This window comes from Ruminococcus sp. (genome assembly GCF_017549005.1).
In the GTDB taxonomy this organism is placed as follows: Bacteria; Bacillota; Clostridia; order Oscillospirales; family Ruminococcaceae; genus Ruminococcus.
The window spans coordinates 19,088-46,010 of record NZ_JAFYYT010000038.1 but is presented as its reverse complement, the minus strand read 5'-3'; the positions used below and the strand labels follow the sequence as shown (position 1 = coordinate 46,010).

Here is a 26,923-nt window from a genome sequence, read left to right as displayed (position 1 = left end):
AACATAAGCCGCGGACAAAGTCAAGTCAAATATTGCTTTTTTTAATTCATACCGCGCAAAAAGCAACTGCCGCCCATTTTCTGAGCGGCAGCTGTGAGATTATGCGATTTTATTATAACGCCTTAACGATTCCGAGGAGATACTGCTGTATCTTGAGCGCGTCGTTGGAGGTAAGTCCCTTTGAGCTTGCGTCAACATCAGCGTTGAGCTTGCCCTGCTCTGTGAGAGCGCGGCTGTCTGTACCGCCAACTCCGTACTTGTTCGGGTTAGCAAGAGCCTGCATGATAAGTACTGCGTCAGCCATATCAACTGTCTTGTCGCAGTTTGCGTCGCCTGCAAGTGTTACTGCACCCTGTGTCTTGTCCGATTCATTTTCAGACTTGGCAGTAGTTGTTGTAACCTTGGGAGCAGTTGTTGTTGCGGTCGTTGTAGTTGTCTTGCTCTCCTTAGTCGTTGTGGAAGTTGTTGTTGCCTTTGAAGTAGTAGTTGTCTTTGAAGTAGTTGTTGTGGTAGTTGTAGCCTTGGGCTTTGTTGTTGTAGTCTCCTTGGGCTTCTCCTCGGGAACTGTTCCGTCAGGCTCGATACCGCCGACAAGAACGCCGTTGTCGTAGATACAGATGTGGTCTGTACGAGTCTCCGGCGGATCGTCAACAGCGAAGAAGTCCTCTGTCTTGCCTATTTTAAGGCCGTCATAGCTCCAGTCATTTGTAGGATCCCATACGTCGCCGTAGTACATACCGAGGTCGAACTGGTACTTCTTGCCTGAGTTGGCAATAACGTAGCCATCCCATGTGATCTCAACGTAGTATGTATCAGCTGCCTTGTCGTACTTGAAAGGACCTGTGAGAACGCCGTTTGCGCCCTCGCCGTCTTCGGTGTATGCCTGGTCGTAGAGCTCACGAACTTCGCCGAGTCCGTCGATGCCCTTAGCGAGCTCCTTGATATTGAAGAAATAGCGTACAGAAATATTCTTTGAAGGCTTGCTTTCGCCTGTGAGAACCTTGAAGGAGATCTGTGTTGTGCCTGCACCGTCGCTGAGAGGCTTATCAACGCCGACAGCTTCTACCCAGTAGCCGCTTCCGCCGCCTTCGCCGTTAGCGCTGCCGTAAACTCTCTTCTCGTCCTCAGGCGGGAAGTCGGGAGTTACAGCCATTTCAGGTGTGCCGTAAAGTGCATAGAGACCAGCTGCTGCGCCGGGGAGACAAGCGTTATAGTCGATAGTTACCTCGTTCTCTACCCAGTCGTTTGTGCTGTCGCTGTGTCCGTCGCTTCCGTCAGGACCGCCTGCGAGAGCGCCCCAGAGTATGTGCTTCTGCTCACGAGCGTCTTCTGCCATGAGAAGTCCCGAAGCTGCACGGTGGTGAGGATTCTTTACAGCTGTATCGTTATAACCAACAATGAATGCTCTCGGACCGTGTGTGCCGTTTCTGCCTGCGAGAACGGTCTGCTTTGAGTTTTCCTTATAAGTAACATCGTTCTGACCGAGAACGTAGTTCATCTGCTTCTTAGCCCACTCGCTCCACTCGCTCGGCTCGCCGTTGTTCTTGTACTTGTCGTAAACGAGGCAGATCATCTGCATAGCGGTGTTGTAACGGCAGCTTCCCCACTGGTTGAGGTAAGCAAAGCCGCCCTTTGTCTCGAGCTGCTTCCATGTCTTGAGGCACTTGCCTACGCAGTCATCGTCCCAGAAATCGTCGAATACGTACTGGTTCTTGCCCTGTGCGTCTCTGATCTTCTGAACGAGGTCGAGGTCGGGGTTCTGCTGGTTGATAGCAGCCCACATAACGCCTGCGCCGCTCCACATATCGTTCCAGCAGTAGCACCAGCCGGAAGGAGCATAGTAATCGAATATCTTTACAGCATAATCAAACGCCTTCTCATCGCCTGTTGCAAGGTACATCCATGCAGTAGCCCAGCAGTAGTCGTCTTCCCACTTTGTCGAGCCATAGAATGCACCCGGACCGTCTGCGTTATCAGAAAGGAGCTTGAGTGAGTCGCCTATGTTTTCGATAGCGTCATTCGTGAAGTCCCAGAGAGCCTTTGCATATTTCAGTGACTTTTCTGCATACTCCGCATCGGTGTCCTTGAAGTTGAGGTAGTTGATAGCCAGAGCTGCACAAGCTGATACAGCATAATCGATCTGCGGCTTGTCAGCTGTGAGGAAGAATGCAGGACGGGGCATGGTATCGACCTCAGGGCTGTTCCAGATAGCGTGGTCGATATTACCGTCGCCGACCTGATAACAGTGAGCAACTACCTTGCCGCTGTCATCAAGGAAAGTACACTTCATAAGGTAATCGTTGAAGTGGCGGAGAATAGTCTCCATATGGTCATCCTGACCGAGCTTCTTGAATACGTCGCGGAATTCATAGTAATCCCAGCCGAGAGTAGCAGCCGAATAGTTCTCGGGCATACCGAACTCAACGTGGTCGCCTGCGTCGTGGAAGCCGCCTGCAACGTCGATGGTACCGTCGCCGTCAGGATCGAGGACGTCCTTGTACTTCTCCATGAAAGCCTCGGAAAGGTTTGTACCGCCCTTGCTTGTCTTGTTTGTCTGCTTGTCCCATGGGATCATAGGAACGTGCGCGTCATAGGTATGGCAGTCGCCGCGCCATGAAAGGCGGCTGTCCCTTTCAGCAGTATCGCCGCACATATTTGCGTCATAGAAGTAGAGCGAATACTGGAGAGCACGGGCATAGTCGATATCAAGACCCGAGTCCTTGACTACTTCGCTGATAGGCGCACAGAACTGCTGCTCAGCCTCGTCGTCAGCCGCGATCGCAGATGTAGCGCAGAAGCTGAGTGAACTTGCAGCGGTAACGATACTCATCACTGCTGCGGTAAACTTTTTGTGATCCATCATATTTTCCTCCCTTTTAATGATGTGATTCAATGAATGCAAATGATTTATTATTCCCACTTCAAGAGACCGAGGAGATACTTCTGTATCTCGAGAGCGTCATTTGAAGTAAGACCTTTACTGCTCGTATCAACGTCGCCGTTTGACTGGCCCTGTTCTGTGATATGGTGTGAATCAGAGCCATTGACGCCGTATTTGTCAGGATTTGCCAGTGCCTGCATTATCAGTACTGCGTCGGACATATCAACAGTTCCGTCGCAATTGGCGTCGCCCTTCCTGTAGTGTTCCGAAGCGGCAGAAGTCGTTCCGGCGGGCTTTGTAACGGTGGTAGTCGTTGTTACAGCAGTTTTTGCCGTAGTTGCGGAAGTCGCCGCAGTAGCTGCGGACGAAGTCGAAGCCGCAGTTGAAGGCTTCGCGGTGGTGGCAGTGGTGGAAGTCGTCGTTACAGGCTTTGCAGTCGTTACCGTAACGGTGACATCTCCGCCTCCGTTTATGGGATAGCTCCTTATGTCGGGCAGCTCGTCGAGAGTTATACAGTAATCGCTGTTGTATATCTCGATAAGGTTGTCCACGGGATTGTTCTGCTCGCTCGTCAGGTAAGTCATATACCACGGGCAGAAGTAGAGCCATGCTGCCTTGTCGTTGACAAGGTTCTCAAGGGACGGTATGGAATCGTTCTCTGACATCGTTACCATCTTCTGACCGTCCGTGCTCTGCACGAGACTGTAGAAAGTGGACGATATGGAGCTGAGATTCGGAAGTCCGTCCATGCAGTTGTACTTGTCGCAGCCTATGATATCAACGACATCGTCGCCGGGATACCAGTCGGCAGCTTCGGGCGAAGCAGAGCCCGTCCATATCCATATGAGGTTATCGAGCCCGTACACATTGGTGAGCTGGTCATACAGCAGACGGTAGAGCTTCTTACAGGGCTCTGCGCCCTCAGCTCCCCACCAGAACCATGCGCCCTCGGCTTCGTGGAGAGGTCTCCACAGCACAGGCACATCAGCGTCTCTGAGCTTTTTGAGCTCGCCTGCGATAAGCTCGATATCAGCCATTATGACCTTGTTTTCCCATGTGCCCACCTCGAGAGCCTTTGATATGCTGAAAGTTGTGAACTTGGGATTTGCCGACTCAACATAGAATGCGATCTCGGAACTTCCCTCCTCGCAGGGCACGTTCCAGTGCCATGAAACAGTGGCGATGCCATGATATTTGTTCACCCATTCGATAACACGCTCGGGAGCATGGTCGCGCCATTCAGACGAGGTATTGTAGGCGAGGAAGTCAATACCTCTGATAGCAGGCTGCTTGCCTGTCTTTTCCTTTATGTATTCAAACTCAGCCTCGTTGTCCTTGATAAAGACGTCGGGACTGTTCCACAGGTTATAGTTATGGTCGCCGCAATACTCCTGCTGGCCTGAGATAACGTGCTTTCCGTACACGTCGCAGAGGTAGCTGTAGAGTCTTCTGGTCGTTTCGGAAGCCTTTGGATTTGAAAGCTCCCTTGTGGGCGACAGATTTTTGAGTTTCTCCGGGGCAGGCTTCAGTGTGAGGTAATCGAAAAAGGTGTAGCCCCAGTAAGCCTTGAGCTCAATGGTATTTTTGCCTTTTTTAAGATTGACCACGCCGCCTGAGGTCTCGGCAAACTTGTTTGTGTAGGGACAGGTCAGCTCTCCCTGGTTAACTCCGTTTACATTGAGATACTGGACCTTTTTGCGCGGATCACTTGGCTCGCAGTAGCAGATCGTCATCTCATAGAGCCCTTCTTCGGGAACGTCCGCTTCGATGCTGAGAGTAGTGCCCTTCTGATCGAGGTACGCAAAACCTTTTCCCGAGAAGCCGCTAAGGTCGGTATCCTCAGGAAAATCTTCCATCTTCACGTCAGAAGCTCCGTTTGCGTGAATCTTTCCGCCGCTTGTCTTGCCGTCCTCAAACTCATACCTGAGAACGCTGTCAGCTGCAGAAGCAGATTCGGGAGCTTTCGGCGCAGAGGGAATACTCATCGCTGTTGCAGCGATAAAAGCAGCCGCCACAGTGCTTGCAGACCGCTTTTTCATCTCTTTCTTCAATATGATCCCTCCAGATCGTATAATATTAAATTATATTAACCCGATAATTTAAGTGCCTACCTTAATTATCGGACTTAACGCATACCTACACAAATATCATAGCACATTTTTCCTGAAAATGCAAGAGCTTTCTCAAAACATTACTCAAAATGGCAGATTTTTTTTAAAGTGCAATATACGGTCAGTTCAGAGGGTTCGTTTGCTCAATTATTTTATCATTTCATCTCCGCTTATGTAAAATAAAACACCGAATGACAACAGCTGAAAAAGCCGCAAGCACAACAGCTCCCGAAAGCAGAAATCCCTGATCGTACGATAAGCTTTTCCTCTCGGAAGTCACGGCGGCAAAAGCCTCGGCAGCTTCACCCTGCACAGAAAAGTCAAAACCGTTCTCACGGGCATACTTCTGTGCAGCAGAGCCCTTCTCGCCGATTATCACCAATTTCTCATTTTTGATCAGTTCGTTGCCATTGCAGTCATAGCCAAGAGCCTGCGTGCCTATCACTTCACAGGAAGACGGTACACGGATACTGCTGAGATTGCGGCACATAAAAAAGGCTCCGCTGCCTATGCTCCTGATATTTCCGCCGACATCCATACTTTTCATATTTTCGCAGTCAGAAAAGCACAGTTCCCCGATGCTTTCCAGTCCGCCCGGCAGATCAAGCTCCTCAAGGCTCAGACAAGCGCGGAAGCATGACTCGGGAAGGGATCTCAGCGTTTCGGGGAGTTCTATGGCTTCAAGGTCAGTACAGCCGCAGAAGCAGCCTGCGCCTATTTCTCCGAGCTCCGCGGGAAGCTCAGCCCTTTCAAGAGCCGAACAGGCATAAAAGCAGTGATGCCCTATCTTTCGGACGTTCTGCGAGATAATTATCTCAGTCAGTGAGTCACAATTACAGAATGCGTTGTCACGAAGCTCAGTAACGGGGTAACAGCCGAAAAAATCGGGAATAACAACTCTCTCAGGCTCTCCCGTACAGCCTGTAACAGTTGCCTCGCCATTTACTACCGAAAACAGCAGCCCATTGCTTTCACCGCTGAAAGCCGCCCCGTTCATAAGAAAAAAATTTACCATTTCAGCTGCCTCCTTCATTACAAGTATATCAGCTGAAACGGCAAATATACAGCTGTTTTTTACTGCATTTCCCGTTCCGTACCATGCAGTTTCAGCTTTATCGTACTGCGTAATACAAAAAATATCCGCAAACGCAGGCGAAAAGCCATACTTTTTGCGGATATTTCTCACTATAACATTACACGAAGCAGCCGACACGCAATGTGTCGGCTGCTCATCCAACCCCCTTTGGTCCATGTTCATTCTCAATAACTTATTTCTCTTTTTTTGAGGTCTTATGAACCTCCCCTTCTATGTTTATAGTATAGCATATTACTATCTGTATGTCAATACAAAATATGTGCTTTCAACGCAATTTCGTATATTTACACAAGCAATGCAGCTTCCGATTATACGTTTTGATGATATTGCAGAGCCACATATTATACTGTTTGTAAACCAGTTTCAGACTAATACAACGGGCTATGAAAATCTATCTATCAGACAAAGCCGCAGCTCCTGTACAGGAGCTGCGGCGATATGAGTCCTATTCCTTTTTTTCCACCGGCATATGCGACAATATGAACTTTTCGACCAAAAGATATACACCAAAGCCTAAAAGAGCTCCCAGCGTATTATTAAAGAGATCGTCAAGCTCAAAAATGCCTCTTCTTGTTACAAGCTGAGTCATCTCTATGCAAACCGATAAGCTCAGACCTGCGATGATCATACGTTTTACGCTGCGAACCTTTTCAGTAATAAACGACAGCATTAAGCCCCAGGGCAGAAGCATGATTATATTATTGAATATCTGTTTGACCCAGTAATATTTTCTCGTCGATGAATACAGCTTTCTGTATTCCCAAAACGGCTGTATAACCATCACCCTGTACGCGGAATGCCTTCCCTTTAAAGTCAGCTTGATAACAAAGAAAAGATATATTGGCATAAGCAGCCAGCACAAAACAACTATTATTTTTCCTGTCTTTTGTCTGGTAATATTTATCTTCATAAACGTATTTCCTTTCATAATGTAATGATATCACATAATTACTCAAAATGCAAGCCGCATATGAGATAAATAAATTTATTAAAGATAAAAAGCGGATAAGCCCGAAAAAGTGCTCATCCGCTTATTAATTATTGATAATCGTCCGACGACCTCGCATTGCAGTGAGGACATCTTGTAAGATTCGACGAGAAATATCCTCCGCAGTAAGGACACATTTTCTCACTTTTTGAAGAAGCAATATCCGCTATCTTGTCCTTGATCTCGTATCCGCCGTAAGCTCCGTCAATGGGATCGTCTATTCCCTCTTCAGGCGCAGGAACGGCTTTTCTGTATTTCAGCTCATTGAGTCCCAGCATGAAATACGCATGGAAAAGTATGAATCCCAGCATAAAAAGCGGCATTACCAGTGCGGAAAGATTAGGGAAACGTGAAAAGCTATTCGTTATATAATCAAAAGATTCAGCTATGGAAGTTCCAACGTTCTTGGTGTCGTCCTCAAGAAGCCTCTGAAGATAGCTGTTGAACTTCTGGGTCTCACGCTCTTTTAATACAGGATCGGTATCGTCGCCCTGCATTCCTTCCCACTTCCAGTCCACATAGCCCGTTGATGTATAGATCTTCGGCTTTGAGTACACTATGAGCCAGTGCATTTCGTCGTTAAATTCACTCAGATACCTGTCGTATGCATATTCTTCAAGAGTTTTTCCTGCCCACATATCGTCGTAGACAGTGACGACCGACGGAGTAACTCCTGTCTTTTCCATAAATCTGTCAAGACTTTCCCTAAGCTCCCACTCGTCCGCGATAACATCAGCGTCGTCCGTAATAACGATATTGTGGTTGTAATTCTTCGGAACTATTGGAATAATGCTCTTGAACGACAGAAAAATAAATATCAGAAACGGTATATAGAATATACCTATAAGCAGTCGCTTTGGATCGAATTTCGGGTTGAAATTCTTGCTCGCGTAAAAGTAGCGCGGCTCTCCGTTATGGTACGTAACGTATCTCCTTGAACCGCTGAAGCGAGATCTGCTTATTCTCGGTCCGCTGCTTCCGGAACCTCCGTGCGAACCCCCATGTCCGCCGCCGTGAGATCCGCCGCCGTGCGAACCGCCCCCCGATGAATGTGGCATAAAAATCCCCCCTATAAAAGTGATTTTTAATATTATATATCATTATTAATCCCTTGTCAATATGTAAATTCACCATATTTTACGCCTTTTTTCCATCAATATAACTGGTTTTCAGCGTTCCGGAGCATATAATATCCTCTGCTGCATGTTAATATCATTTTTACCGGAGCAGATCTCTTGGCAGGCTGCAAAAAATGTTCTATTTGCGTCGTACTCTTCCCATTTGTTTCCAGTTTACAGCCATTTTTTCTTTTTGAAGAATATAAGACTTACAATAACAATAACTATGCTGACCGCAATAACAATGGGATATGCGGCTTTGTACTCCAGTTCGGGCATATACTTGAAGTTCATACCGTACCAGCCTGCGATCAGAGTCAGCGGCATAAAAATAGTAGTTATGACCGTAAGCATAGCCATTATACGATTCTGCTTGATGTCAAGCTGAGACTGGTAAAGATCGCGTATCTGTATGGAGAATTCACGAAGTGAAGTCGTCAGATCATGTAGTCTGGAAACACGCTGACTGAACAAACGGAAATAGCGTGTATTCTCTTTATTGAAAAAGTTGTTCTCATTTTCTTCAAGCTCCTGACTAAGGTCAAGGAGCTGCTCATAGTGGACGCGAAGGTCACGAAGATCGCTTCTAATCCGGCTGACGAGCTGAGACGGATCATTTATTTCGCCGTCGAGGATATTTGACTCTATGGTATCGAGTTCCTTATCGACCCGTTCAAGGAACAGCTGATCACGCGACACTATCTGCTCGAGAAAATCAAAAATAAAGCGTTCAAGGCTTGGAACTGCCCAGCGCTTGGTGCTTATGATATTGTTGATGGTATCATTAACAAAGCCGCTGTCATCAATAAAAACAATGCCTTTTTCATCAAGAGCAAAGGCAAAATTTATGTTTGGAGCCGAGATGTTCTTCCTGTCAGGGATAGAAAAAGTCCCCGTCAGAGAGTCGTAATTCACCTCTGCCTTTGTGGAATGAACAATAGAAAGATCGATGTCCATTTCGATGCCCATATCGAATTTGTCCCTGTTTTCGAGCCATTCCAATGATGTCAGAACTGCAACGAATTTTCCGTTCTTTCCTTTGAGATCAAGTTTTTTTGCTTTTTCAAGCGTATTTTTTATATAGTAATACATATTTATGCTCCTGCTGCAGAAATATCTGCGATCGCTTTATTCTGTTGTATATTACGTCAGAATGCCTTTTGTATATCCTTCACATTTCCAAGAAGAAGTATTGCGTCATCGATCGAAAGTTCCATATCCGGCATTGGCACAACAAGCTGATTGGATTTGCGGACAGCTATGATATTTAAATGATGCTTTTTGCGTACATCAAGTTCAGCTATGGTTTTTCCGCTCCATGCCTTAGGCACACGTACCTCATAGATATTGATATCGTGGTCAAGCTGGAACACATCAAGTATGTCGTCAGAAGCCGCTTTTGTCGCAAGACGTATGGCCGTTTGTTTTTCGGGATAAACTGTTTCATCTGCTCCGTTGCGGAGAAGGAACTTCTCCTGAACGTCATTCTGGGCACGGGATATAACCTTGCGTGCTCCGAGTTCCTTGAGCAGAGCCGTAGTCTCAAGCGAGTCCTGAAAGCTGTCGCTTATAGTAACGATACATACGTCATAGTCGGGTATACCAAGCGAACGCATGAAATCCGCATTTGTACTGTCGCCTATCTGAGCGTTGGTTGCAAGCGGAAGTATCGCGTTGATACGCTCTTCCTCGCTGTCTACCACCATTGTCTCACATCGAAGCTCTGCCATGCGTCTTGCTATATGTATACCGAACTGACCTGCGCCTATTATTAAAACTGATTTCATAGTTATTTCTCCTTTTAACGTTTATTATCCGACTGTTATTTTTTCCTGCGGAAGTCTTGAAACTTCGCTGTTTGAGGAAAATGCAGCATATATCAGCGTCAGTCCTCCGACTCTTCCTGCAAACATCAGAAGCATGAGTATGATATGAGAGGACAACGAAAGCGATGTGGTTATCCCAAGCGTCAATCCAGCTGTTCCAAGTGCAGAGCCTGTTTCAAACAGACAGCTTGTCAGCGGCAGCGACTCTATCATGGAAATTGCTATTCCCGTTGACAGGAAAAGCGTTAAGTACATAAACAATATCGCTCCTGCTGTTCGTATAGTATCCTCTGGAATACGCCGCTTAAAGCACTCGACATCATTCTTTCGGCGGAACACGCTCAGTGCAGCAAGGAAAAGCACTGCAACCGTCGATGTTTTCATACCGCCTGCCGTAGAACCCGAACATCCTCCTATAAGCATGAGCACAGTCATTACCATTGCGGCGTGCTCGCTCATTTCAGAAAAATCAGATGTGTTGAAGCCTGCTGTTCTTGCCGTAACCGACTGGAAAAGTGAATGAAGGATACGTTCCTTGATGGGTTCATTTGCATATTCTGCGAAAAAGAAAAATATGGCTGGAAGGATTATAAGCAGCCCCGATGTAACAAGTACGATCTTTGTCTGAAGGCGGTATTTCCTGAAATGAAGCCTATACTGCACAATGTCGTCCCAAGTGAGAAAACCTATACCGCCAATAATAATAAGCAGCATAATTACAGTATTGGCGTAAACGTTGCTGCCCAAGGTCGTCAGTGATGAGAATTTCTCCCTTACGCCCATAAGGTCGAAGCCTGCATTACAGAATGCCGAAACAGAGTGAAAGACCGAGTACCATATTCCCTTTACTGCACCGAATTCGCGGAAGAATACGGGATAAAGGAGCGCAGCCCCCGTAAGCTCTATAGCCGCGGTCATTTTCAGAATGAACTTTGTAAGCTGAAGTATTCCTCCCACATTCGGGGCAGATATGGAATCCTGCATCATTCCGCGGAACCATAGTCCCACTTTTTTGCCTGACAATCTTGTTATCATAAGTCCTATTGTAATGACGCCCATACCGCCTGTCTGAATAAGTGCAAGAATGACAGCCTGCCCGAAAAGCGACCAGTGTGTAGCTGTATCACGTACTACAAGGCCTGTAACGCATGAAGCCGATATAGCTGTGAACAATGTGTCCTTAAACGGCGTAACGCTCCTGTCCCGTGATGATATGGGGAGCATGAGCAGAAGCGCTCCGCTCAGTACCAGTATCAAAAAGCCAAGACTTATAACGCGGAATGAATTTCGGTTATGTATCCCGTTCTGTGTTTTATCTTTTTTCATACATATTCTCCAACAAGTAATAATCAAATAAATACACTTCATTATAGCACTATTCCGATGATATTGCAATACGATATTATAAGGTGCAGTCTGCCATAGTCAAAAACATAATCAGCTGCAACAATCATTTTGTTGAAGATGTAGAATATTATACCCGAATATTGACAAAAGTACTTTATCTCAATATAATAATAAATTGATAATGATTATCATTTTCATTTCTGATGATCGCAAAAACAATAAGTTGAGGTGAAAAAAATGACAACCAGCAGAAAAAAATTCTTTTCATGGATAGTCCTTATAATATTCAGTCTTGTCATTTTCAGTTCATCATGTTTTATTATCCTGCATTCAAATCATGTCTGCACAAGCGAGGAATGTTCTGTTTGTACAGAACTTGCCGAGTGTCATAAAATTCTTAACACACTCGGAACATCTGTTATGGGCGGTGTTCATCTTTCCTTTACAATGTTCACAGTCTGTGCAGTTCTAAACCTCCTCACAAGCTGCAAATCTTATCATACGACCCTTATATCCCTTAAAGTAGAGCTTCTGAATTAAATATTGACAGTATTTTTCTGTACGGACAGTTATCCTCAGACACATCTTAAGGGGATAACTATGCCTTTTTGAAAAATCAGGGTGTATTTCAGCTGAAATACACCTGTTCAGTTATGCTGCCAATATATTTATTCGGAGGTTCATTTTTATGATAAAGAAAAAAATAAGCATATGCGCTCTTGCATGTGCAATGGCATTTACAGGTATGACAGGCTGCGGTTCAGAAGATAATTCTTCTGGGAGCGTAAATCCTTCTGCTTACGAAAGCGAAAACAATGTCCCGGCAAATACCGGATCAGATACGGATTCATTAAGCATTGTCTGCACCATCTTCCCGGAGTATGACTGGGTCAAGGAGATACTCGGTACACACACTGACCATATCGAGGTCTCATATCTTCTTGACAGCGGCGTGGATCTCCACAGCTATCAGCCTACCGTAAATGATATGATGAAGATATCGGACTGCGATCTCTTTGTATATGTCGGCGGCGAGTCCGACAAGTGGGCGGATAACGCTGTTTCAAGTTCTTCCAGCCAAAATATGAAGGTCATAAATCTTATGGAAATCCTTGGTGACGCTGCAAAGGTCGAGGAACTCAAGGAAGGTATGCAGAGTGAAGAGGAAGAAGAAAGTGAAGATGAAGGTGAGGAAGCCGAGTACGACGAACACGTATGGCTCTCGCTGAAAAACGCAAAGCTCCTTTGTACTGAGATCGAAAAGAATATTGAATCTATCGACGCTGAAAACGCAGCTGATTACAAGGCAAACCTTGACAGCTATATTTCCGAATTAAGCGTCCTTGACAACAGCTTCGAAACACTGATCGGCAGTTCTTCCGTAAAGGCTCTTGTTTTCGGCGACAGATTCCCGTTCCGTTACTTTGTTGATGATTACGGCCTTGATTATTACGCTGCATTTATCGGCTGCTCCGCTGAATCGGAAGCAAGCTTTGAAACTGTAAAATTCCTTTCCGACAAAATAAAGGAACTTGACTGCGACACTGTTTTCACACTTGAAAATTCAAATAAGGATATCGCAAATTCGATCATCACAAATTCCGGCAAAAAGAATGTTAAAATAGCAGAACTCAATTCGCTTCAGTCAGTATCAAAGAATGATATTAAGAACGGTGCAAGCTATATTTCGCTTATGCAGAAGAATTATGATGTTCTCAGCAGTACTCTCAAGTGAGGTGCGCTATGTCAGATAAAAAAATACCCGTAATACTTATTACAGGCTATCTTGGTTCGGGCAAAACTACTCTTATGCAGAATCTTCTGAAACAGGAACAGCGAAAAATCGCTCTGATCGTTAATGATATGGGCAGCGTCAACATAGACGCCGCCCTCCTGAACAAGAACCGTGACCGTATCGCTTCTGTCGAAATGGTAGAATTGCAGAACGGCTGTATCTGCTGCTCTCTCCGTGATGAGTTTATCGCTGAGATAGAACGTATTTCCAAGCTGCCCGGTATCGAAGCAGTTTTCGTGGAAGCATCGGGAATAAGTGAACCCTCAAATATTGCCGCTTCATTCGTTGTCTATACAGAGGATAATCCTGACACAAACGTTTATCTGAGCTCCGTTGTATCTGTTGTGGACGCCGACCGTATATACCGTGAATTTCTCCGTGAGCTTTCAATGGAGAATGATACCGAGGAAGGAGATATCATCAATCTTATTATAGATCAGATCGAATTCTGCAACCTTGTTATCCTGAATAAAACCGATCTTCTAAGCAGAGAACAGATAACGGAAGTGACCGAGGCTATACGGGATATACAGTCCGAAGCTGAGATAATCCCATGTATCAACAGCGAAGTTGATACCGGAAAGATACTTCACGGCAAGGATTTCGATTATCATGCCGTGCTTGCGTCATCTTCGGTTCAGCGAGCTCTCAATACGAACGAACCTACAGACAAGGAAGCCTGCATGGACGAATATGGCATAACTTCCTTTGTTTATGAGGGAACACGCCCGTTTGACCGTGAAAAGTTCATGGATTTTGTGGACGGGTACCCGTCAGAGCTTATCCGTACAAAAGGCTATGTGTGGTTTTCTGATGATGATGTGCATATACAGCTTTTTGAACAGGCAGGCAGAAACGCAAGCGTCACGGAGCTTAACGAATGGCTCGCCGCCTGTCCGCAGGAGGAGCTCGACACAATGTTTGAGAATTATCCCGATCTGAAAGATGACTGGGACGATATATACGGCGACCGAATCAATCAGCTCGTATTCATTGGAAAAGGATATAAAAAGGCAGATATTCTCGCTAAACTCAATGCCTGCCTTGCAACTGCGTAAATATCATCGGAGGTATATTATGAAAATAATCAGATTGGTCTCAGTTTTGTCAGCAGCAGCCTTTCTCCTTTCAGGCTGCGGCAGCACTTCAACAGCAGGTAACGACAACTATGATAATCAGTCACCGTCAGCTGTTTCAGGTACAAATTCTGCTTCTGAAAACAGTTCCGAAAATATAGATATTGATATGACTCAGATGAATTCAAATATGGTATATGCACAGGTATACGATATGATCAATTACGGTGATAACTACCTGGGCAAAAAAGTCAAAGTCAAAGGGGCGTTTTCATACTTCAAGGAGAACGACGGCAGAGAGTTCTTTGCAGTACTGATAAGTGACGCTTCCGCCTGCTGTTCACAAGGTATAGAATTCGTTCTTACAGGCGAGCATAAATATCCTGACGATTATCCCGCTCTTAATACAGAGATAACGGTTACAGGCGAATTCAATTCTTACGTAGAAAACGGTATAACTTATTGTCAGCTGCTTAATGCTGAGATGCAGGTTGATCAAGGCCTTTGACTTATGCCGAACATAAAGCTGTAACAATCAATCTCAATACGAAAATGTTTACGATAATAATGTACTAAACTTCTATCACAAAAACGGCTCCCCATTCGGGGAGCCTAAATTATTATTTCTTCAAGCCGCAGTTTTTGTCAAATGACGGATTGCAGGCATAGAAATTCTTTGAGTCAAGTTTATCCTGTGCGATACGAAGAGCTTCTCCGAAACGCTGATAGTGAACTATCTCACGCTCGCGCAGAAAACGTATAGGGTCTCTGACGTCGGGATCGTCAGCAAGTCTCAGGATATTATCATATGTGGTACGGGCTTTCTGCTCGGCAGCCATATCCTCGCTGAGGTCTGTGATAATATCACCCTTAGACTGGAAATACGTTGCAGTAAATGGCGTACCAGAAGCGGCTACAGGATAAATTCCAGTAGTATGGTCCACAAAATAGGTGTCAAAGCCGCTTTTCTTTATTTCCTCTATCGAAAGGTTCTTTGTAAGCTGATAAAGTATCGCCGATATCATCTCTAAGTGCGCCAGTTCCTCTGTTCCGATGTCAGTGAGAAGTCCTTTCACTTCGCCATACGGCATTGCATAACGCTGATTAAGATAGCGCAGCGATGCAGCAAGCTCACCGTCCGGACCTCTATAAACCAAAAAGATATAGTTTTTTGCCGATCACGCAGAAACTATATCTTTTCTATGATTTTATCACATTTGCGCTTGGATTTCAACTCTATCAAACAAAAAAGGTTTGGGAATATCTCAGTTACGATTTTTTCAGAAAATCGAAAGTGTAACGACACTTGATATGCTTGCTCCCTCTGAAAAAGCAACTACAGCTTTTGAGGGAAATGCCAAAGTATACTGACACTGGCGATGCTTGCTATTCTCCCAAGCGCTCCAAATGAGCCGAAAACTTTTTCAGTTTTTCTCTATATCGCAGTGGATACTTTCATCTGAAAAATATCTTTCTCCGCTTATCATTTCTAAATGGATTTCAAAATCGGTGTGTTTGCTGTGTATGCTGTGTAAACGGCTATATATCGCGTAGCTTTTTCACACGGCTGCTGTTCCGTTGCTGTGTAAGCTCTGTGTATTGGTGTGTAAAATATCCAACACAGAATCGGCAAATACACACCATACACAGCATACACAGCATTTTTCAAGTTCATCTGAGATTTTTCTGTAGTACCAATAGAAATTATACTTTTCTCGGTACTTCTTCGACAACCCAAATAAACATTTCTTTCTTCATAGGAACTGCTTGTTTTATAACTCGCCAGTATCTCTATCCTCTCTTGAGAACCAAGAGCGCACTTATATACCACTTACATGGTATGTGCGCTCTGCGAGGCAAAATGTATTTCCCCACTGAGTGGAATACAATTCATTTTCTTATTGCTACATAAAAAGCAGCCTGCATCTCTACAGGCTGCTTCAGCGAGGATTTTATATCATTCAATTCCAAGAAGTTTCATCTGTATCTTCTGAGCGTCGCCTACTGTGAGGCCGTCGCCGTCCATATCGGCGTTAGCTTTGCCCTGTTCAGTAAGATGATGCTCAGCTGTACCGCCTATACCGTATTTATTAGGATTTGCAAGAGCCTGCATAATAAGTACAGCGTCTGCCATGTCTATACTACCATCACAGTTTGCATCGCCTTTTTCTGTTGTTTTAATGAGCTTTATTACAAAGTCCTAATGTTCACCATATTTTTCAAAAGAAAACTTCGCCTCTTCAGATTTATATGTATAGCCCTCCGGGATACCTATTAATTCAAAACTGTAATCTTCATTAAGAAATCTCAGATAGTCAAAATGCATCACAGGTGAATCAGTAGTATTCCATCTGATATTTCCGGGATTATATGATGAATTCATAACAACAGTCACGCCTTCAACATTTTCTTCCGTTTTTTCATCAACGACTCTGATATCTGCTGAACAGGAATTTCTGTAATTCGGAACATCCTCAGCATAGAATTTCAGAACATCATTGCATTCACCGTCCTTAACTGTAAATTTGACTCCTTTGTTATAGTATTCAGTATTTTTTTCAAAATAACCTTTAAGGCTTGGATCTGAATACACAAGTACGCACTCCATTTCAGTATTCGGCTGTACTATCCTGTAATTCGAGCTGAGATATGGCTTTAAGACATAGTCTCCGTCTGGTAGACTGATGCAGTTCATTGTGCAAGGATATCTGTATCCCTGCATATCAGTAACTTTGATGCCTGACAATCCGCTATTGCTTTTTGACGTAACTCCACCGCTCCATGCATTGTGAGATGAGAACTGTAAATTTACGCTTTTCATAGATGTTGGAAATATTACCTGTACAACCTTGTCCACACTGCCACCTTTACTAAAGGCAAGCTGCATATCCGAATATCTGTAATAATCATCCGATTCTCCGCTTATAGCAACATAATATTTTGCATCCTCATCATATTCTATGTCATTGAGAGTTTTCACGGGTTCTTCTTCTGCATTCCAGATCAAAATGGTTGTCTTCTGGTTCCCCACCTTTTTGTATATAGTTGCTGTTACACCTTCTGCAGGTTTACTGTCATTGTCCATTACTCCAACTGTAACAGCACAATGCATATCATCTATCGGTACAGGAGATTCATCAGGAAGCACAATCTTTGACACATTTGTGTTATTTTTGCGTTTTGCTTTTATAACGATGTTCTTATGCTGGCCCAAAGATGAAAACGAGAAAGTTTCCGTAGGAATATAATAAAATTCGGAAGTACTTATAGGGGAAACCACGTATGGTTTATTCAGACATACTAATTTATCGAACTCCTTCGGATTAGAATCGGAACTATTCCAGTTTATATAACCTTCTTTAAATAGTCTTTCATTGGTAAGCTGAAATTTGATACCATCTATAGCTTCGCCTGTTTCACTGTCTACAACAGATATATCAGCAGAGCAAGCATTTTCTTTATTAGGTATTGGCTCAACATAAAAATCCAGGAGTGTATCGGTTTCTCCGTTTACAACATCGAACTCAAATCCCTTTGAAAAATCCCTGTCAAAGTAATCCATATTTATTCGCCTGTCATGTTCTCCATGAAAATCAATGATAGATGCGGCTGCTTCTGAAAAAGGCTGAACAAATCTATAATCGCTGCGAAGTGTAACATAAGCTGTATAATGACCGTCAGGAAGCTCGATTCCGCCAATACCACAATACCTTGCACCATTTTCATCAATGATATACTTCTCTTGAATACCGCCTTCAAAAAACCTGCTAATAAACACGATATTATCGCCATAGAAGAAAATAGGCACTTCTACTCCGATACAATCATACATACCATATTCTTCATGATCAGCACGCTCTTTCCCCCTGCCGCTGAAAATTATATTGTCAGTATCGCCTTTTTTATTCAGCATGACCGTTGTTGATTCAGGCAAAGAATAATTCTCAGGCAAATCATCAATAATTATTTTATAGCTAAATTCCTCGCTGTATTCAAGCCCTTTCAGTTCCTTTACCCCATCTTGTGATATCTCCCATTCGTCAATATCGACTTCTTCTTCACCTACCCTTACAAGCCGTGCTTTTATATGTGCGTCTTCAGGTATCGGATCTGACAAAGATGACATCGAAACAACTATCGAACAGGTCTCGGACTCAGCATCTGAAACAATTTCATTTTCGGCAGACGCTGTAAATGAACTGCTGTTATATACGGAACAGGTTCCTATAACAGCGATTGCAGATAATACTGCAAGCATTTTTTTGAATAGCATAAATAATACTCCTAATATCATGTATAAGAATTTTTCATCCTTATATTAAAATTATATAGCAAAACATATCAATTGTCAATTATTTATCAAGAATAGTTGTATATTCGTTTAAATATATTTCTATTTCACCACTTATAATAACTTAAAAATAATCTGTGATCTGTCCATTCATACACTTATCCACTTATAAAATAGATGGCTATACCGCACAAACAGTATAGCCCCTCTTTAAATTATGATGCCATATTCCTTGCAAATTTGTTCCATCCTTCAATATCGTCGGCATAATACTCGCTTATTGCCCTGCCAATTCTCTGACACATTTTGATCCCCCATTTCTCACGTTCTTCCGTAGAAAATGAATCCAGTTCCTTTTCGCTCCCATCAGGCATAATAACAACAGAAGGCAGCGCCGTTAACTTTCTTGCCATGGAATCACCTCGCATAAAAAATCTATGTCGAAGTGCTTGTTCAATATGCTATTGACCTCCTTTCTGCTTTTGTCGGTTATGTCCATAAACAAGCATTAATATCAATATCGCCCAATCTCTTATTAACGTAGAATCAGATAAAAGATTGAGCCTTATGAATAAAATCACGCCCCTTTCCTCTTGACAGAATATGAAAAAGGTCTTACGCAAACCGAACTTGCAGAAGCTGTAGGAGTTACGCTCCGTACAGTTCAGAATTACGAGGGAAAGAACCTTTTCCCAAAAATCAGGACGTTGTAAACAAACTATGCAAGGTGCTTGATACAACTCCCGACTATCTTATTTCTGATGATGATATTTTTATAAATGAAGCTCACGAAAAAGGCGGTACAAAAGGCCGCCAAAATGCAGAAAGAATTATAAGAGAAGTTTCTGCTCTTTTCTCAGGTGGCGAGCTCACCGATGCAGACCGTGATAATATAATGAAGTGTATCCAGGATGCTTACTGGGAGTCCAAAGAAAAAAACAGGAAATACGTTCCTAAAAAGCTCAGAAAAGGCGAAGAATAATTCATCTTAATTTCACGTATGATTTACTGTTTCTCAAATAAAATTCTGATTTTAAAAGATAGGAGGAAGTTTTATGCCAATAAAAACAGCTGCCGCATATATTCGGGTTTCAACAGATGATCAGCTCGAATACTCACCCGACAGCCAGATAAAGAAAATCAAGGAATACGCTCAAAATAACAACATACATATCAGTGACGAATTCATTTTTATTGATGAGGGAATAAGTGGCCGTAAAGCTGAAAAGCGTCCTGCATTCATGAAAATGATAGCACTTGCCAAAACAAAGCCAAAGCCATTTGACATGATACTTGTCTGGAAATTCTCACGTTTTGCCCGTAACCGTGAGGACAGTATCGTTTACAAATCCATGCTCCGTAAGCAATGCGGAATAGATGTAATTTCTATTTCCGAACAGATCGGAGAAGATAAAACCTCTATCCTCATAGAAGCGCTCCTTGAAGCAATGGACGAATACTATTCCATAAACCTCGCAGAGGAAGTTAAGCGTGGAATGAACGAAAAATTTTCCCGCGGAGGAGTTGTTTCGCAGCCGCCATTCGGGTACAAAATGGGAAATGGCATATTCGTACCGAATGAAAAAAACGCGACCATAGTCAAAATGATTTTTGAGGAATTTGTTTCCGGTGCAGGGATACGTAAAATTGCAATGAAACTCAATGATATGGGCATACGCTCTACAAAGGGAAATCTCTTTGAAAACAGAACAATAGAGTATATTCTGACTAATCCGACATACCTCGGAAAGCTCCGCCGAAATCCAAACGGACGTGACAGTTCTGACCGTTTTCATCAATCCGAGGACACCGTTATCGTTGACGGACAACATGAACCTATTATCAGCGAAGAACTGTTTAAAATGGCAAATGAGCGTCTGAAAGAACAAAAGAAAAAATATGTACGCCACGCACAGCAGAAACCTGCAGATTTTATGCTGAGAGGATTATGCCGATGTTCATCATGCGGCTCAACTCTTGTGCAGGCAGTAAGGGGAACTTCCCTTCAATGTCATAAATACGCAAGAGGTCAGTGTAAAGTATCTCACAGTATTACGATCGCTAAAATGAATGAAGCTGTTATCAATAAAATAAAGGCTGATATTGATAATTTTGATATTTCTTTCGTTGCTCCACGAAAAAATCCTGCTCAAACAGATAATATAAATGCTGTTCTTCTTGAAAAGGAATACAAAAAGCTTGAACGTGTAAAAGAAGCATTTGAAGCAGGTATTGATACATTAGAGGAATACAAGATGAACAAAACCCGTATTCAAAAACGTATTTCCGAGCTTGAAACTGCTGTTCCGCAACCGAGTCAGGATGAGATATTTGAAAGTTTCAAAAGAAAATCAACCAGTGTTATGGAAAAGATCACGTCAGGCACAACGTCAGAGAACGACAAGAATGTAATGCTGCGTGAAATAATATCGCACATCACCTTTGACAGAAAGAATATGGATATCAGAATTGCCTATTTACCGCCGCTTTAATTTTTTATCTTCAAACTATATCTTTTTGTTGCTTTGACCTCCAAGCTGTGAAATTATTATCTTTGCGAGCCTGGGATCGGGATTTTTTATATTTACAGGATACTGTAATTTATTACAGTATCCATGTTGTACATATACCCTATAAGAAATCCACACTAAGAGCAAGGTCTGAATCCGGCTTGTTTTTGCACATTCTCTCAGTTTTAGTATAGTATATCTTTCTTACGGCCGTGTGCAGCAGCCTGTTTTTTTCTTCGGGTGACGAGTCTGCGAATTTGTCAATGACATATTGCAGCTTTCTTACAGCCTTATCTGGCAGCAGCTTCGGAAGCTTCTGCTCGCTGTCTATTTCATTGATAGCCGCTTCAAGCAATATGATCCTGTCATTGACCATTCTGGAGCGTTCAAGGAACGTATTCGTATCGTAGACCTCCTGTTCAAGCAGATCGTACAACCTTAAAAGCTGACGCTTTGCCTTTTCAAGCTCCGCTGCAAGCGGAGCTTTTTTGTCAGGTTCTCCCTTTGACTCCGTTACGCCGCTGCATCTGAGCTTTTCAAACTGCTTGATACGATAACGAAAAGCTGAAATAACAACTTCATCAACAGCTTCAGTCGCTGAGCTGACTACTTTACCCCTGCACTCCCTGTAAACGCAAAGCATATGTTCATTACCGCTGCTTGCAATAAAACGGCGTTTCAGCTGATGTCCGCAGTTTTTGCAATACAGGATATTGTGATAGTAATTAAGCAGCTTGTCATTCGGGTGCAGCTGAGCAGCGGGATTGGTACGCTTTTTCTGTTGAACGGAGCTGAAAACCTCCTCGCTGATTATCGGTTCATGAAGCCCTCTATAGAGAGTATCGCCGTTTGACTTCGTTTTCCAGCCCACCATTCCGCAATACAGCGGATTCGCAAGTATCTTCCTGATGCTCGGCGGCTCCCAGAAAATGCTTTTCTTCGGACTGATACCCATGCGGTTCAGTTCGTTTGCAATGAACTTTGCACCATGTCCGTCGAGATACAGCCTGTATATCAGTCTGATTATCACGGCTTCCTCCGGAACGATCTCAAGGGTATGCACTTTCGGCCCGGGATTGATCTTGCGGTATCCGTAAGGAGCGGCAGTGCTTATGTAGTTTCCCTCCTTGACAGAAGCAAGTCTCCCTGCCTGCATGCGGCGCTTGATAGTCTTGTATTCACGCCTGCTCATGAACAGCGAGAACTCAAAGTATTCCTCGTCAAACTCATTGTCAGGATCATATGTCTTTGTTGGAGTTACTATCTTCGTTGAGGACTCGCAAAACGCCTGGGCAACTATTCCCTGATCTATGGTATCGCCGCGTGCAAGACGCTCTATCTCAACAACAAGAACCCCTGCATATTTCCCCTCATTGACATCAGCAAGCAAAGCCTGCATCTGCGGACGGGCAGCTATACTGTCTCCGCTGACTATCTCCTTGTATATCTTAACTATGTTGAGTTCCTGCTTTTGGGCAAGCTCTATGAGCATATTCTGATGACGGGAAAGCGTCTCCCCTTCCCCGCGAGCTTCAGCTTCAACATCTGCTCTCGATTTTCTCAGGTACATACAGTATTCCTTCATAGTTATCCTCCTCATGTCAGTATACTGCCTATAATGCAAGTATAGTACATTTGGATAGAGTTGTAGCGGACTGTTCCGATCAATGTGATTTTTCGAAGTTTTGTATTATTTCGTTCCATGCGTTCGTAGTCCCAACATGAAATCAACAGTAAATGTCTGAAGACAGCCCATAAAACATAATGATACCGACTAATTGGTATAATCCCATTAGAACGACACACAAAAAGCGTGAAAGCTCTAGAATTATATGCCATTGGCAATCTGATGCAAGAATATTACACTTTATTTGCTTCAAATAATGACATAATTTCCAGGAAATTCAAGCTTTGATATATATAACAGGTTAATGCGAGATGCAACAATGCAAATATTTACAGCCAGAGCGCATAAATAGGTTTAATAATATTACATTATCATTTGTAATATCTTGCATAAAAATTATATTTTGTATAATAAAGCTGTGATTTACATTCGAATACTGTACAGATGCACAAAACAATTTGTTGATACTTGTTTTGTTCAACAATAATTATTAAAAAAATGTGAATTTCAAAACATCTCACATGACAATGAGTAATTTCTGTGTTATAATAACAACAAGTTTTATTTGCAAAGGAAATTGCAAAAAGGGGGATTACTTTCAAATGAAAGCAATGTGTAATTTGTTTGTTTGTAAAGAATCAGCAGATAATATGCATTATATAATTCTGCCCCCTTACAGGTTAATATTGTTGTAAAGCGTACTGACAGGTGAGTTCTGCCTATTGGTACGCTTTTTATATCTGTGACGTTGGGTGTTCTATAATGTGGAGTTTAGCGCTCATCTGACAGGAGACTAAATTTTTTCTTAACAGGAGGAATAAGGAAAATGGAAACAAAGAGGAACAATTCATTGAAAAGAGCTGCGGCGGGTGTGCTCTCAGTTCTCACAGTAGCGGCTTATTCACTGCCTGCAAACGCAGGAATTCTTATTGCACATGGTGCAGATGACCCTGATGTAGGCAGCTGTACCGTAGAATTTAATGATTCCAACGCGAGTTTCAAATTTTCATCTTCATCAGTTATAAATGGCTCATACAAGACAAATATGCGTGGAAATGATTTTAATGGCAAGACAGCCGTAGGTCTGTGGAATGTAACAGTTCCGGAAGGCAAGACAATGTACATTAATTACTTTGTTTCGTCTGATCAGACTTATGATACTTTAAGCATAGGAATCGACAATGTTCCCGATGATGGAAATGACGACTATGAGTTGTATGTCACAAGTCAAGGAGACGGCTCTGACGGAATAGTTGAACTGACAGAAGGTACATATCGTGTTAAAGCTGAGTATAGCAAGGACGAAGAATTCTCATACGGACTTGACACGGCATATATAAAATTCTTTGAGAAGGGCAAGAACGCACTTCCGTCATTGCTTACCGTTGAGGGTATTGCAGAAGATGATTTTGTTGTGGCCAACGGAGGTGAAGCCACATTAACAAAACCTCTTTCTGATAATGATAATCCTATGTTTACATATTGGTTCAAAAAGAATGAAGTATTGCAAAATGAGTGTACTATTTATTCCAATTGCCGTTTGAAGTTTTTTGATAAATACAATGAGGTTCCGTGCAGTGAAAAGGCAGAACTTATTGTTGATGGCAAGAACGTTAAATACAGCGGAAAAACATACGCTTTCAAATACACCTTAAAGCTCAAGGATTCTTCTATCGGTCGTGCTATAAATATCACGGGCGAAAACATTAATGAGAATAATTTTAGTGAACTTTTAATGGGTTCCGGCTTTTTTGAAAGATTCCACACATTTGACGGTAATTTGCCAACTGCAGATGATTTCAAATTCACGATTGATGAAAACATTGACAATGAAAGAAAAGAACTTATTTCCGGTATACTCAATTCTCCAGATACCACAAAAGAGTTTATACCTGATGATGAAAATGCTGATGTCAATGCAGGCAATGATATAACAGGAAAACTTAAAATCACAAATTCCACACTGGAAGCGCCAATAGAAATAGTTACTTCCTGTACGATCACTAAGCGTAAAGTAGCTGTAACTCCAAAACCAAATCAGTCAAAGATATATTATGAGGAAAATCCTCAGGAAATCGAATATACCATTGAAACCGAAAACGACAACACTGGAGTTCTTGCAGCAGATATCAATAATAATTTCCAGTTCTATCTTACACCGAGCTGTCAGCATGATTCTGATGCAGGCGAATATGCATACTACATATATGAGAATAACAGTGACCCAAATTACAACTTTGACATTGCCGAGGATTCCCCATTATTTGTGGTGAAGCCAAGAGATATCTCCGATGTAGAGATACGCATGGACAAAAATCAGTTCATATATGATGGTGAGTTCCATACGCCTGTTGTAAATGAAATATTTGACAATACAACAGAACGCAGTCTGTCAAACAATGATTATGAGTTCGGCGGAGATGTAAAGAGACGCTCAAAAGGAAATTATACACTGCAAATAAATGGCCAGAACAATTATACAGGTCTTACGACTGCGGACTGGTCGATCGTCAACGGAAAAGGCTATATTGATGTACTTGAGAGCAGCAAGGTTTACGACGGAAAGCCTATCACCAATATGTTTGAGGTCAATACAGACGGTTTTGAAGAGAACGAAAAGTACATTATAAAGTATTTTGATGATAATGACACAGAATTAGCCGAAGCTCCTTCGGATGTCGGTTCATACAAAGCTGAATTATGGTGCAACAACGGTGAAGAAAAATGCAATTATGCATATTTCACCATTAATGCAAAATCACTCAATTCACCTGATATAGAGATCACTCTCGATAATAACCCGACTGTCCTCACTGACAGTAACGACTGGACATCTCCCGATGAAATAACTGTTTTCGATAAGACTACAGGCAAGGAGCTTGTTTGCGGCACTGAGGATAAAAATGTACGCGATGAAGACGGCAACTATCTGTATGATTTCTACGTTGCAGACAACATAAGGACAAAGCTCCCCGGCGTTTATAAGATTGAAATAGTAGGTGCAGGCAATTATTCAGGCTATACAAGCACAGACTGGACAGTAACAAGCCTCGTTCTCGATAATGCTATAACTATTTCAGATCCTGTTCTTTACAACGGAAAGGCAAGATTTATTTCTACTCCTGTTATCCCCGAAGGTTGTACTGCTGAGGAATCAGGCATAATCTTCCTCAAAGAAAATACAGACAATATCACCGCAGGAAATGCTAAGAGCGAGCTTATAGTACACGGTACAAAGAAGGCGGCAACTGTAGCAACCAATGTCAAGGCTCTTAATATTTCTCCGGTAAACGACCAGACAATATGGGCTATGGCTTATGTGACTGTTAATGTCAACGGTGTCCAGACAACACTCTATACCGAACCGAAGTCTGCTAAGGTAAGTGAGCTTGTTGCAGCTGACGAAAACATAAGAGCTGATCTCAGTGACGCGGTATTCAACGCAGGCAAGGCAAGATTCATTTCAACTCCCGTTATTCCCGAAGGTTGTACCGCTAAGGAATCAGGTATAATCTTCATCAAGGAAAATACAGAAAATATAAGCTCAGAAAATGCTAAGAACGAGCTCATTGCACGCGGTACCAAAAAACCTGCAACTGTAGCAACCAATACCAAGGCACTTAATATTTCTCCGGTAAATGACCATACAATATGGGCTGTCGCTTATGTTATCATCGATGTAAACGGTCAGGATGTCGTTAAGTATTCAGAGCCGAAATCTGCAGTTGTAAGCGAACTTGCAATGCGCGACGCAGGCGTTGGCATCACATTATCAGATCCTGTTTTAAACAACGGCAAGGCAAGATTTATCTCTACCCCTGTTGTTCCTGAGGAATATACAGCAAGTGAATCGGGTATCATTTTCATTAAGGAAAACACAGAAAGTATCACTGCTGACAATGCAAAGGATATTCTCATCGCTGATGGAACAAAGAAGCCTGCAACTGTAGCAACAAATACAAAGGCTCTTAATATTACTCCCGTTAACGATCAGACTATCTGGGCAATGGCTTACGTAACAGTTACCAAGGACGGTCAGACTATGACATTCTATTCAGACGCTAAGTCAGCAAAGGTTAGTGAATTAAACTGATAATAATTCACAAATTATTTTTTGTTGAATTACATATAATATTATGCAGTTAAAACTGTTTAATCAAGGAGGTGCAATGAATATGAGAAAGTATGTTGAAGCAGAAATGGAAGTAATCCGTTTTGACGCTGAGGATGTTATCACTACTTCTCCCGCAAAAGTTG

21 protein-coding genes are annotated in these 26,923 nt (G+C 42.8%); 8 read left to right on the top strand and 13 right to left on the bottom strand.

Going from position 1 to position 26,923, the window contains the following annotated elements; all coding sequences use genetic code 11:
• Positions 1–112 precede the first annotated feature (112 nt).
• From IKW96_RS09540 to IKW96_RS09505, 8 genes are all read right to left on the bottom strand, one after another.
• The gene (locus tag IKW96_RS09540; RefSeq protein ID WP_296573743.1) at positions 113–2,863 is read right to left on the bottom strand and encodes a glycoside hydrolase family 9 protein; all 2,751 of its coding nucleotides are present in this window, start codon (positions 2,861–2,863) and stop codon (positions 113–115) included.
• Positions 2,864–2,910: 47 nt separating this feature from the next.
• Positions 2,911–4,932, bottom strand: coding sequence for a glycosyl hydrolase (locus tag IKW96_RS09535; RefSeq protein ID WP_296573741.1), 2,022 nt, complete (start codon positions 4,930–4,932; stop codon positions 2,911–2,913).
• 220 nt (positions 4,933–5,152) lie between these two features.
• Positions 5,153–6,007: a leucine-rich repeat domain-containing protein gene (locus tag IKW96_RS09530; protein WP_296573738.1), complete on the bottom strand. Its 855-nt coding sequence runs from the start codon at positions 6,005–6,007 to the stop codon at positions 5,153–5,155.
• Between the two features lie 526 nt (positions 6,008–6,533).
• Complete coding sequence (locus tag IKW96_RS09525) at positions 6,534–6,998, bottom strand: VanZ family protein (RefSeq protein WP_296573736.1); 465 nt, start codon at positions 6,996–6,998, stop codon at positions 6,534–6,536.
• Positions 6,999–7,126: 128 nt separating this feature from the next.
• Positions 7,127–8,134, bottom strand: a complete 1,008-nt coding sequence (locus tag IKW96_RS09520; RefSeq protein WP_296573734.1) for a hypothetical protein — start codon at positions 8,132–8,134, stop codon at positions 7,127–7,129.
• A gap of 234 nt (positions 8,135–8,368) precedes the next feature.
• Complete coding sequence (locus tag IKW96_RS09515; RefSeq protein WP_296573731.1) at positions 8,369–9,286, bottom strand: CorA family divalent cation transporter; 918 nt, start codon at positions 9,284–9,286, stop codon at positions 8,369–8,371.
• A gap of 56 nt (positions 9,287–9,342) precedes the next feature.
• Entirely contained in the window at positions 9,343–9,981 is a 639-nt protein-coding gene (locus IKW96_RS09510) for a TrkA family potassium uptake protein (protein ID WP_296573728.1), read from the bottom strand.
• 24 nt (positions 9,982–10,005) lie between these two features.
• Positions 10,006–11,388: a TrkH family potassium uptake protein gene (locus IKW96_RS09505; RefSeq protein ID WP_296573725.1), complete on the bottom strand. Its 1,383-nt coding sequence runs from the start codon at positions 11,386–11,388 to the stop codon at positions 10,006–10,008.
• A 216-nt stretch (positions 11,389–11,604) separates the two neighbouring features.
• On the opposite strand from IKW96_RS09505, the gene IKW96_RS09500 reads away from it, so the two are divergent.
• From IKW96_RS09500 to IKW96_RS09485, 4 genes are all read left to right on the top strand, one after another.
• A complete protein-coding gene (locus IKW96_RS09500) occupies positions 11,605–11,907 on the top strand; it encodes a hypothetical protein (RefSeq protein ID WP_296573722.1) in 303 nt (100 codons plus the stop codon).
• Between the two features lie 148 nt (positions 11,908–12,055).
• Entirely contained in the window at positions 12,056–13,102 is a 1,047-nt protein-coding gene (locus IKW96_RS09495; RefSeq protein WP_296573717.1) for a metal ABC transporter substrate-binding protein, read from the top strand.
• 8 nt (positions 13,103–13,110) lie between these two features.
• Entirely contained in the window at positions 13,111–14,220 is a 1,110-nt protein-coding gene (locus IKW96_RS09490) for a GTP-binding protein (protein WP_296573714.1), read from the top strand.
• Positions 14,221–14,239: 19 nt separating this feature from the next.
• On the top strand, positions 14,240–14,746 hold the full coding sequence (locus tag IKW96_RS09485) for a hypothetical protein (RefSeq protein WP_296573708.1): 507 nt from the start codon (positions 14,240–14,242) through the stop codon (positions 14,744–14,746).
• A gap of 112 nt (positions 14,747–14,858) precedes the next feature.
• Here the strand turns inward: IKW96_RS09485 and IKW96_RS09480 are convergent, their stop codons facing one another.
• From IKW96_RS09480 to IKW96_RS09465, 4 genes are all read right to left on the bottom strand, one after another.
• A complete protein-coding gene (locus IKW96_RS09480; protein ID WP_296573705.1) occupies positions 14,859–15,395 on the bottom strand; it encodes a manganese catalase family protein in 537 nt (178 codons plus the stop codon).
• 800 nt (positions 15,396–16,195) lie between these two features.
• Entirely contained in the window at positions 16,196–16,420 is a 225-nt protein-coding gene (locus IKW96_RS09475; RefSeq protein ID WP_367112956.1) for a dockerin type I repeat-containing protein, read from the bottom strand.
• Between the two features lie 18 nt (positions 16,421–16,438).
• A complete protein-coding gene (locus IKW96_RS09470; protein WP_296573702.1) occupies positions 16,439–18,511 on the bottom strand; it encodes a hypothetical protein in 2,073 nt (690 codons plus the stop codon).
• 233 nt (positions 18,512–18,744) lie between these two features.
• The gene (locus tag IKW96_RS09465; protein ID WP_296573699.1) at positions 18,745–18,942 is read right to left on the bottom strand and encodes a hypothetical protein; all 198 of its coding nucleotides are present in this window, start codon (positions 18,940–18,942) and stop codon (positions 18,745–18,747) included.
• A gap of 180 nt (positions 18,943–19,122) precedes the next feature.
• Between IKW96_RS09465 and IKW96_RS14835 the strand changes: the two genes are divergently transcribed.
• The 3 genes from IKW96_RS14835 to IKW96_RS09455 all read left to right on the top strand — a co-directional run bounded on the left by IKW96_RS14835 (position 19,123) and on the right by IKW96_RS09455 (position 21,021).
• Entirely contained in the window at positions 19,123–19,242 is a 120-nt protein-coding gene (locus tag IKW96_RS14835; RefSeq protein ID WP_367112955.1) for a helix-turn-helix domain-containing protein, read from the top strand.
• A gap of 14 nt (positions 19,243–19,256) precedes the next feature.
• The gene (locus IKW96_RS09460) at positions 19,257–19,511 is read left to right on the top strand and encodes a hypothetical protein (protein WP_296573696.1); all 255 of its coding nucleotides are present in this window, start codon (positions 19,257–19,259) and stop codon (positions 19,509–19,511) included.
• Positions 19,512–19,584: 73 nt separating this feature from the next.
• Complete coding sequence (locus IKW96_RS09455) at positions 19,585–21,021, top strand: recombinase family protein (RefSeq protein ID WP_296573692.1); 1,437 nt, start codon at positions 19,585–19,587, stop codon at positions 21,019–21,021.
• A gap of 139 nt (positions 21,022–21,160) precedes the next feature.
• Here IKW96_RS09455 and IKW96_RS09450 read toward each other — a convergent pair whose 3' ends face one another.
• Positions 21,161–22,624, bottom strand: a complete 1,464-nt coding sequence (locus IKW96_RS09450) for a recombinase family protein (RefSeq protein WP_296573689.1) — start codon at positions 22,622–22,624, stop codon at positions 21,161–21,163.
• 868 nt (positions 22,625–23,492) lie between these two features.
• Between IKW96_RS09450 and IKW96_RS09445 the strand changes: the two genes are divergently transcribed.
• The gene (locus IKW96_RS09445) at positions 23,493–26,759 is read left to right on the top strand and encodes a hypothetical protein (RefSeq protein WP_296573686.1); all 3,267 of its coding nucleotides are present in this window, start codon (positions 23,493–23,495) and stop codon (positions 26,757–26,759) included.
• Positions 26,760–26,923 lie beyond the last annotated feature (164 nt).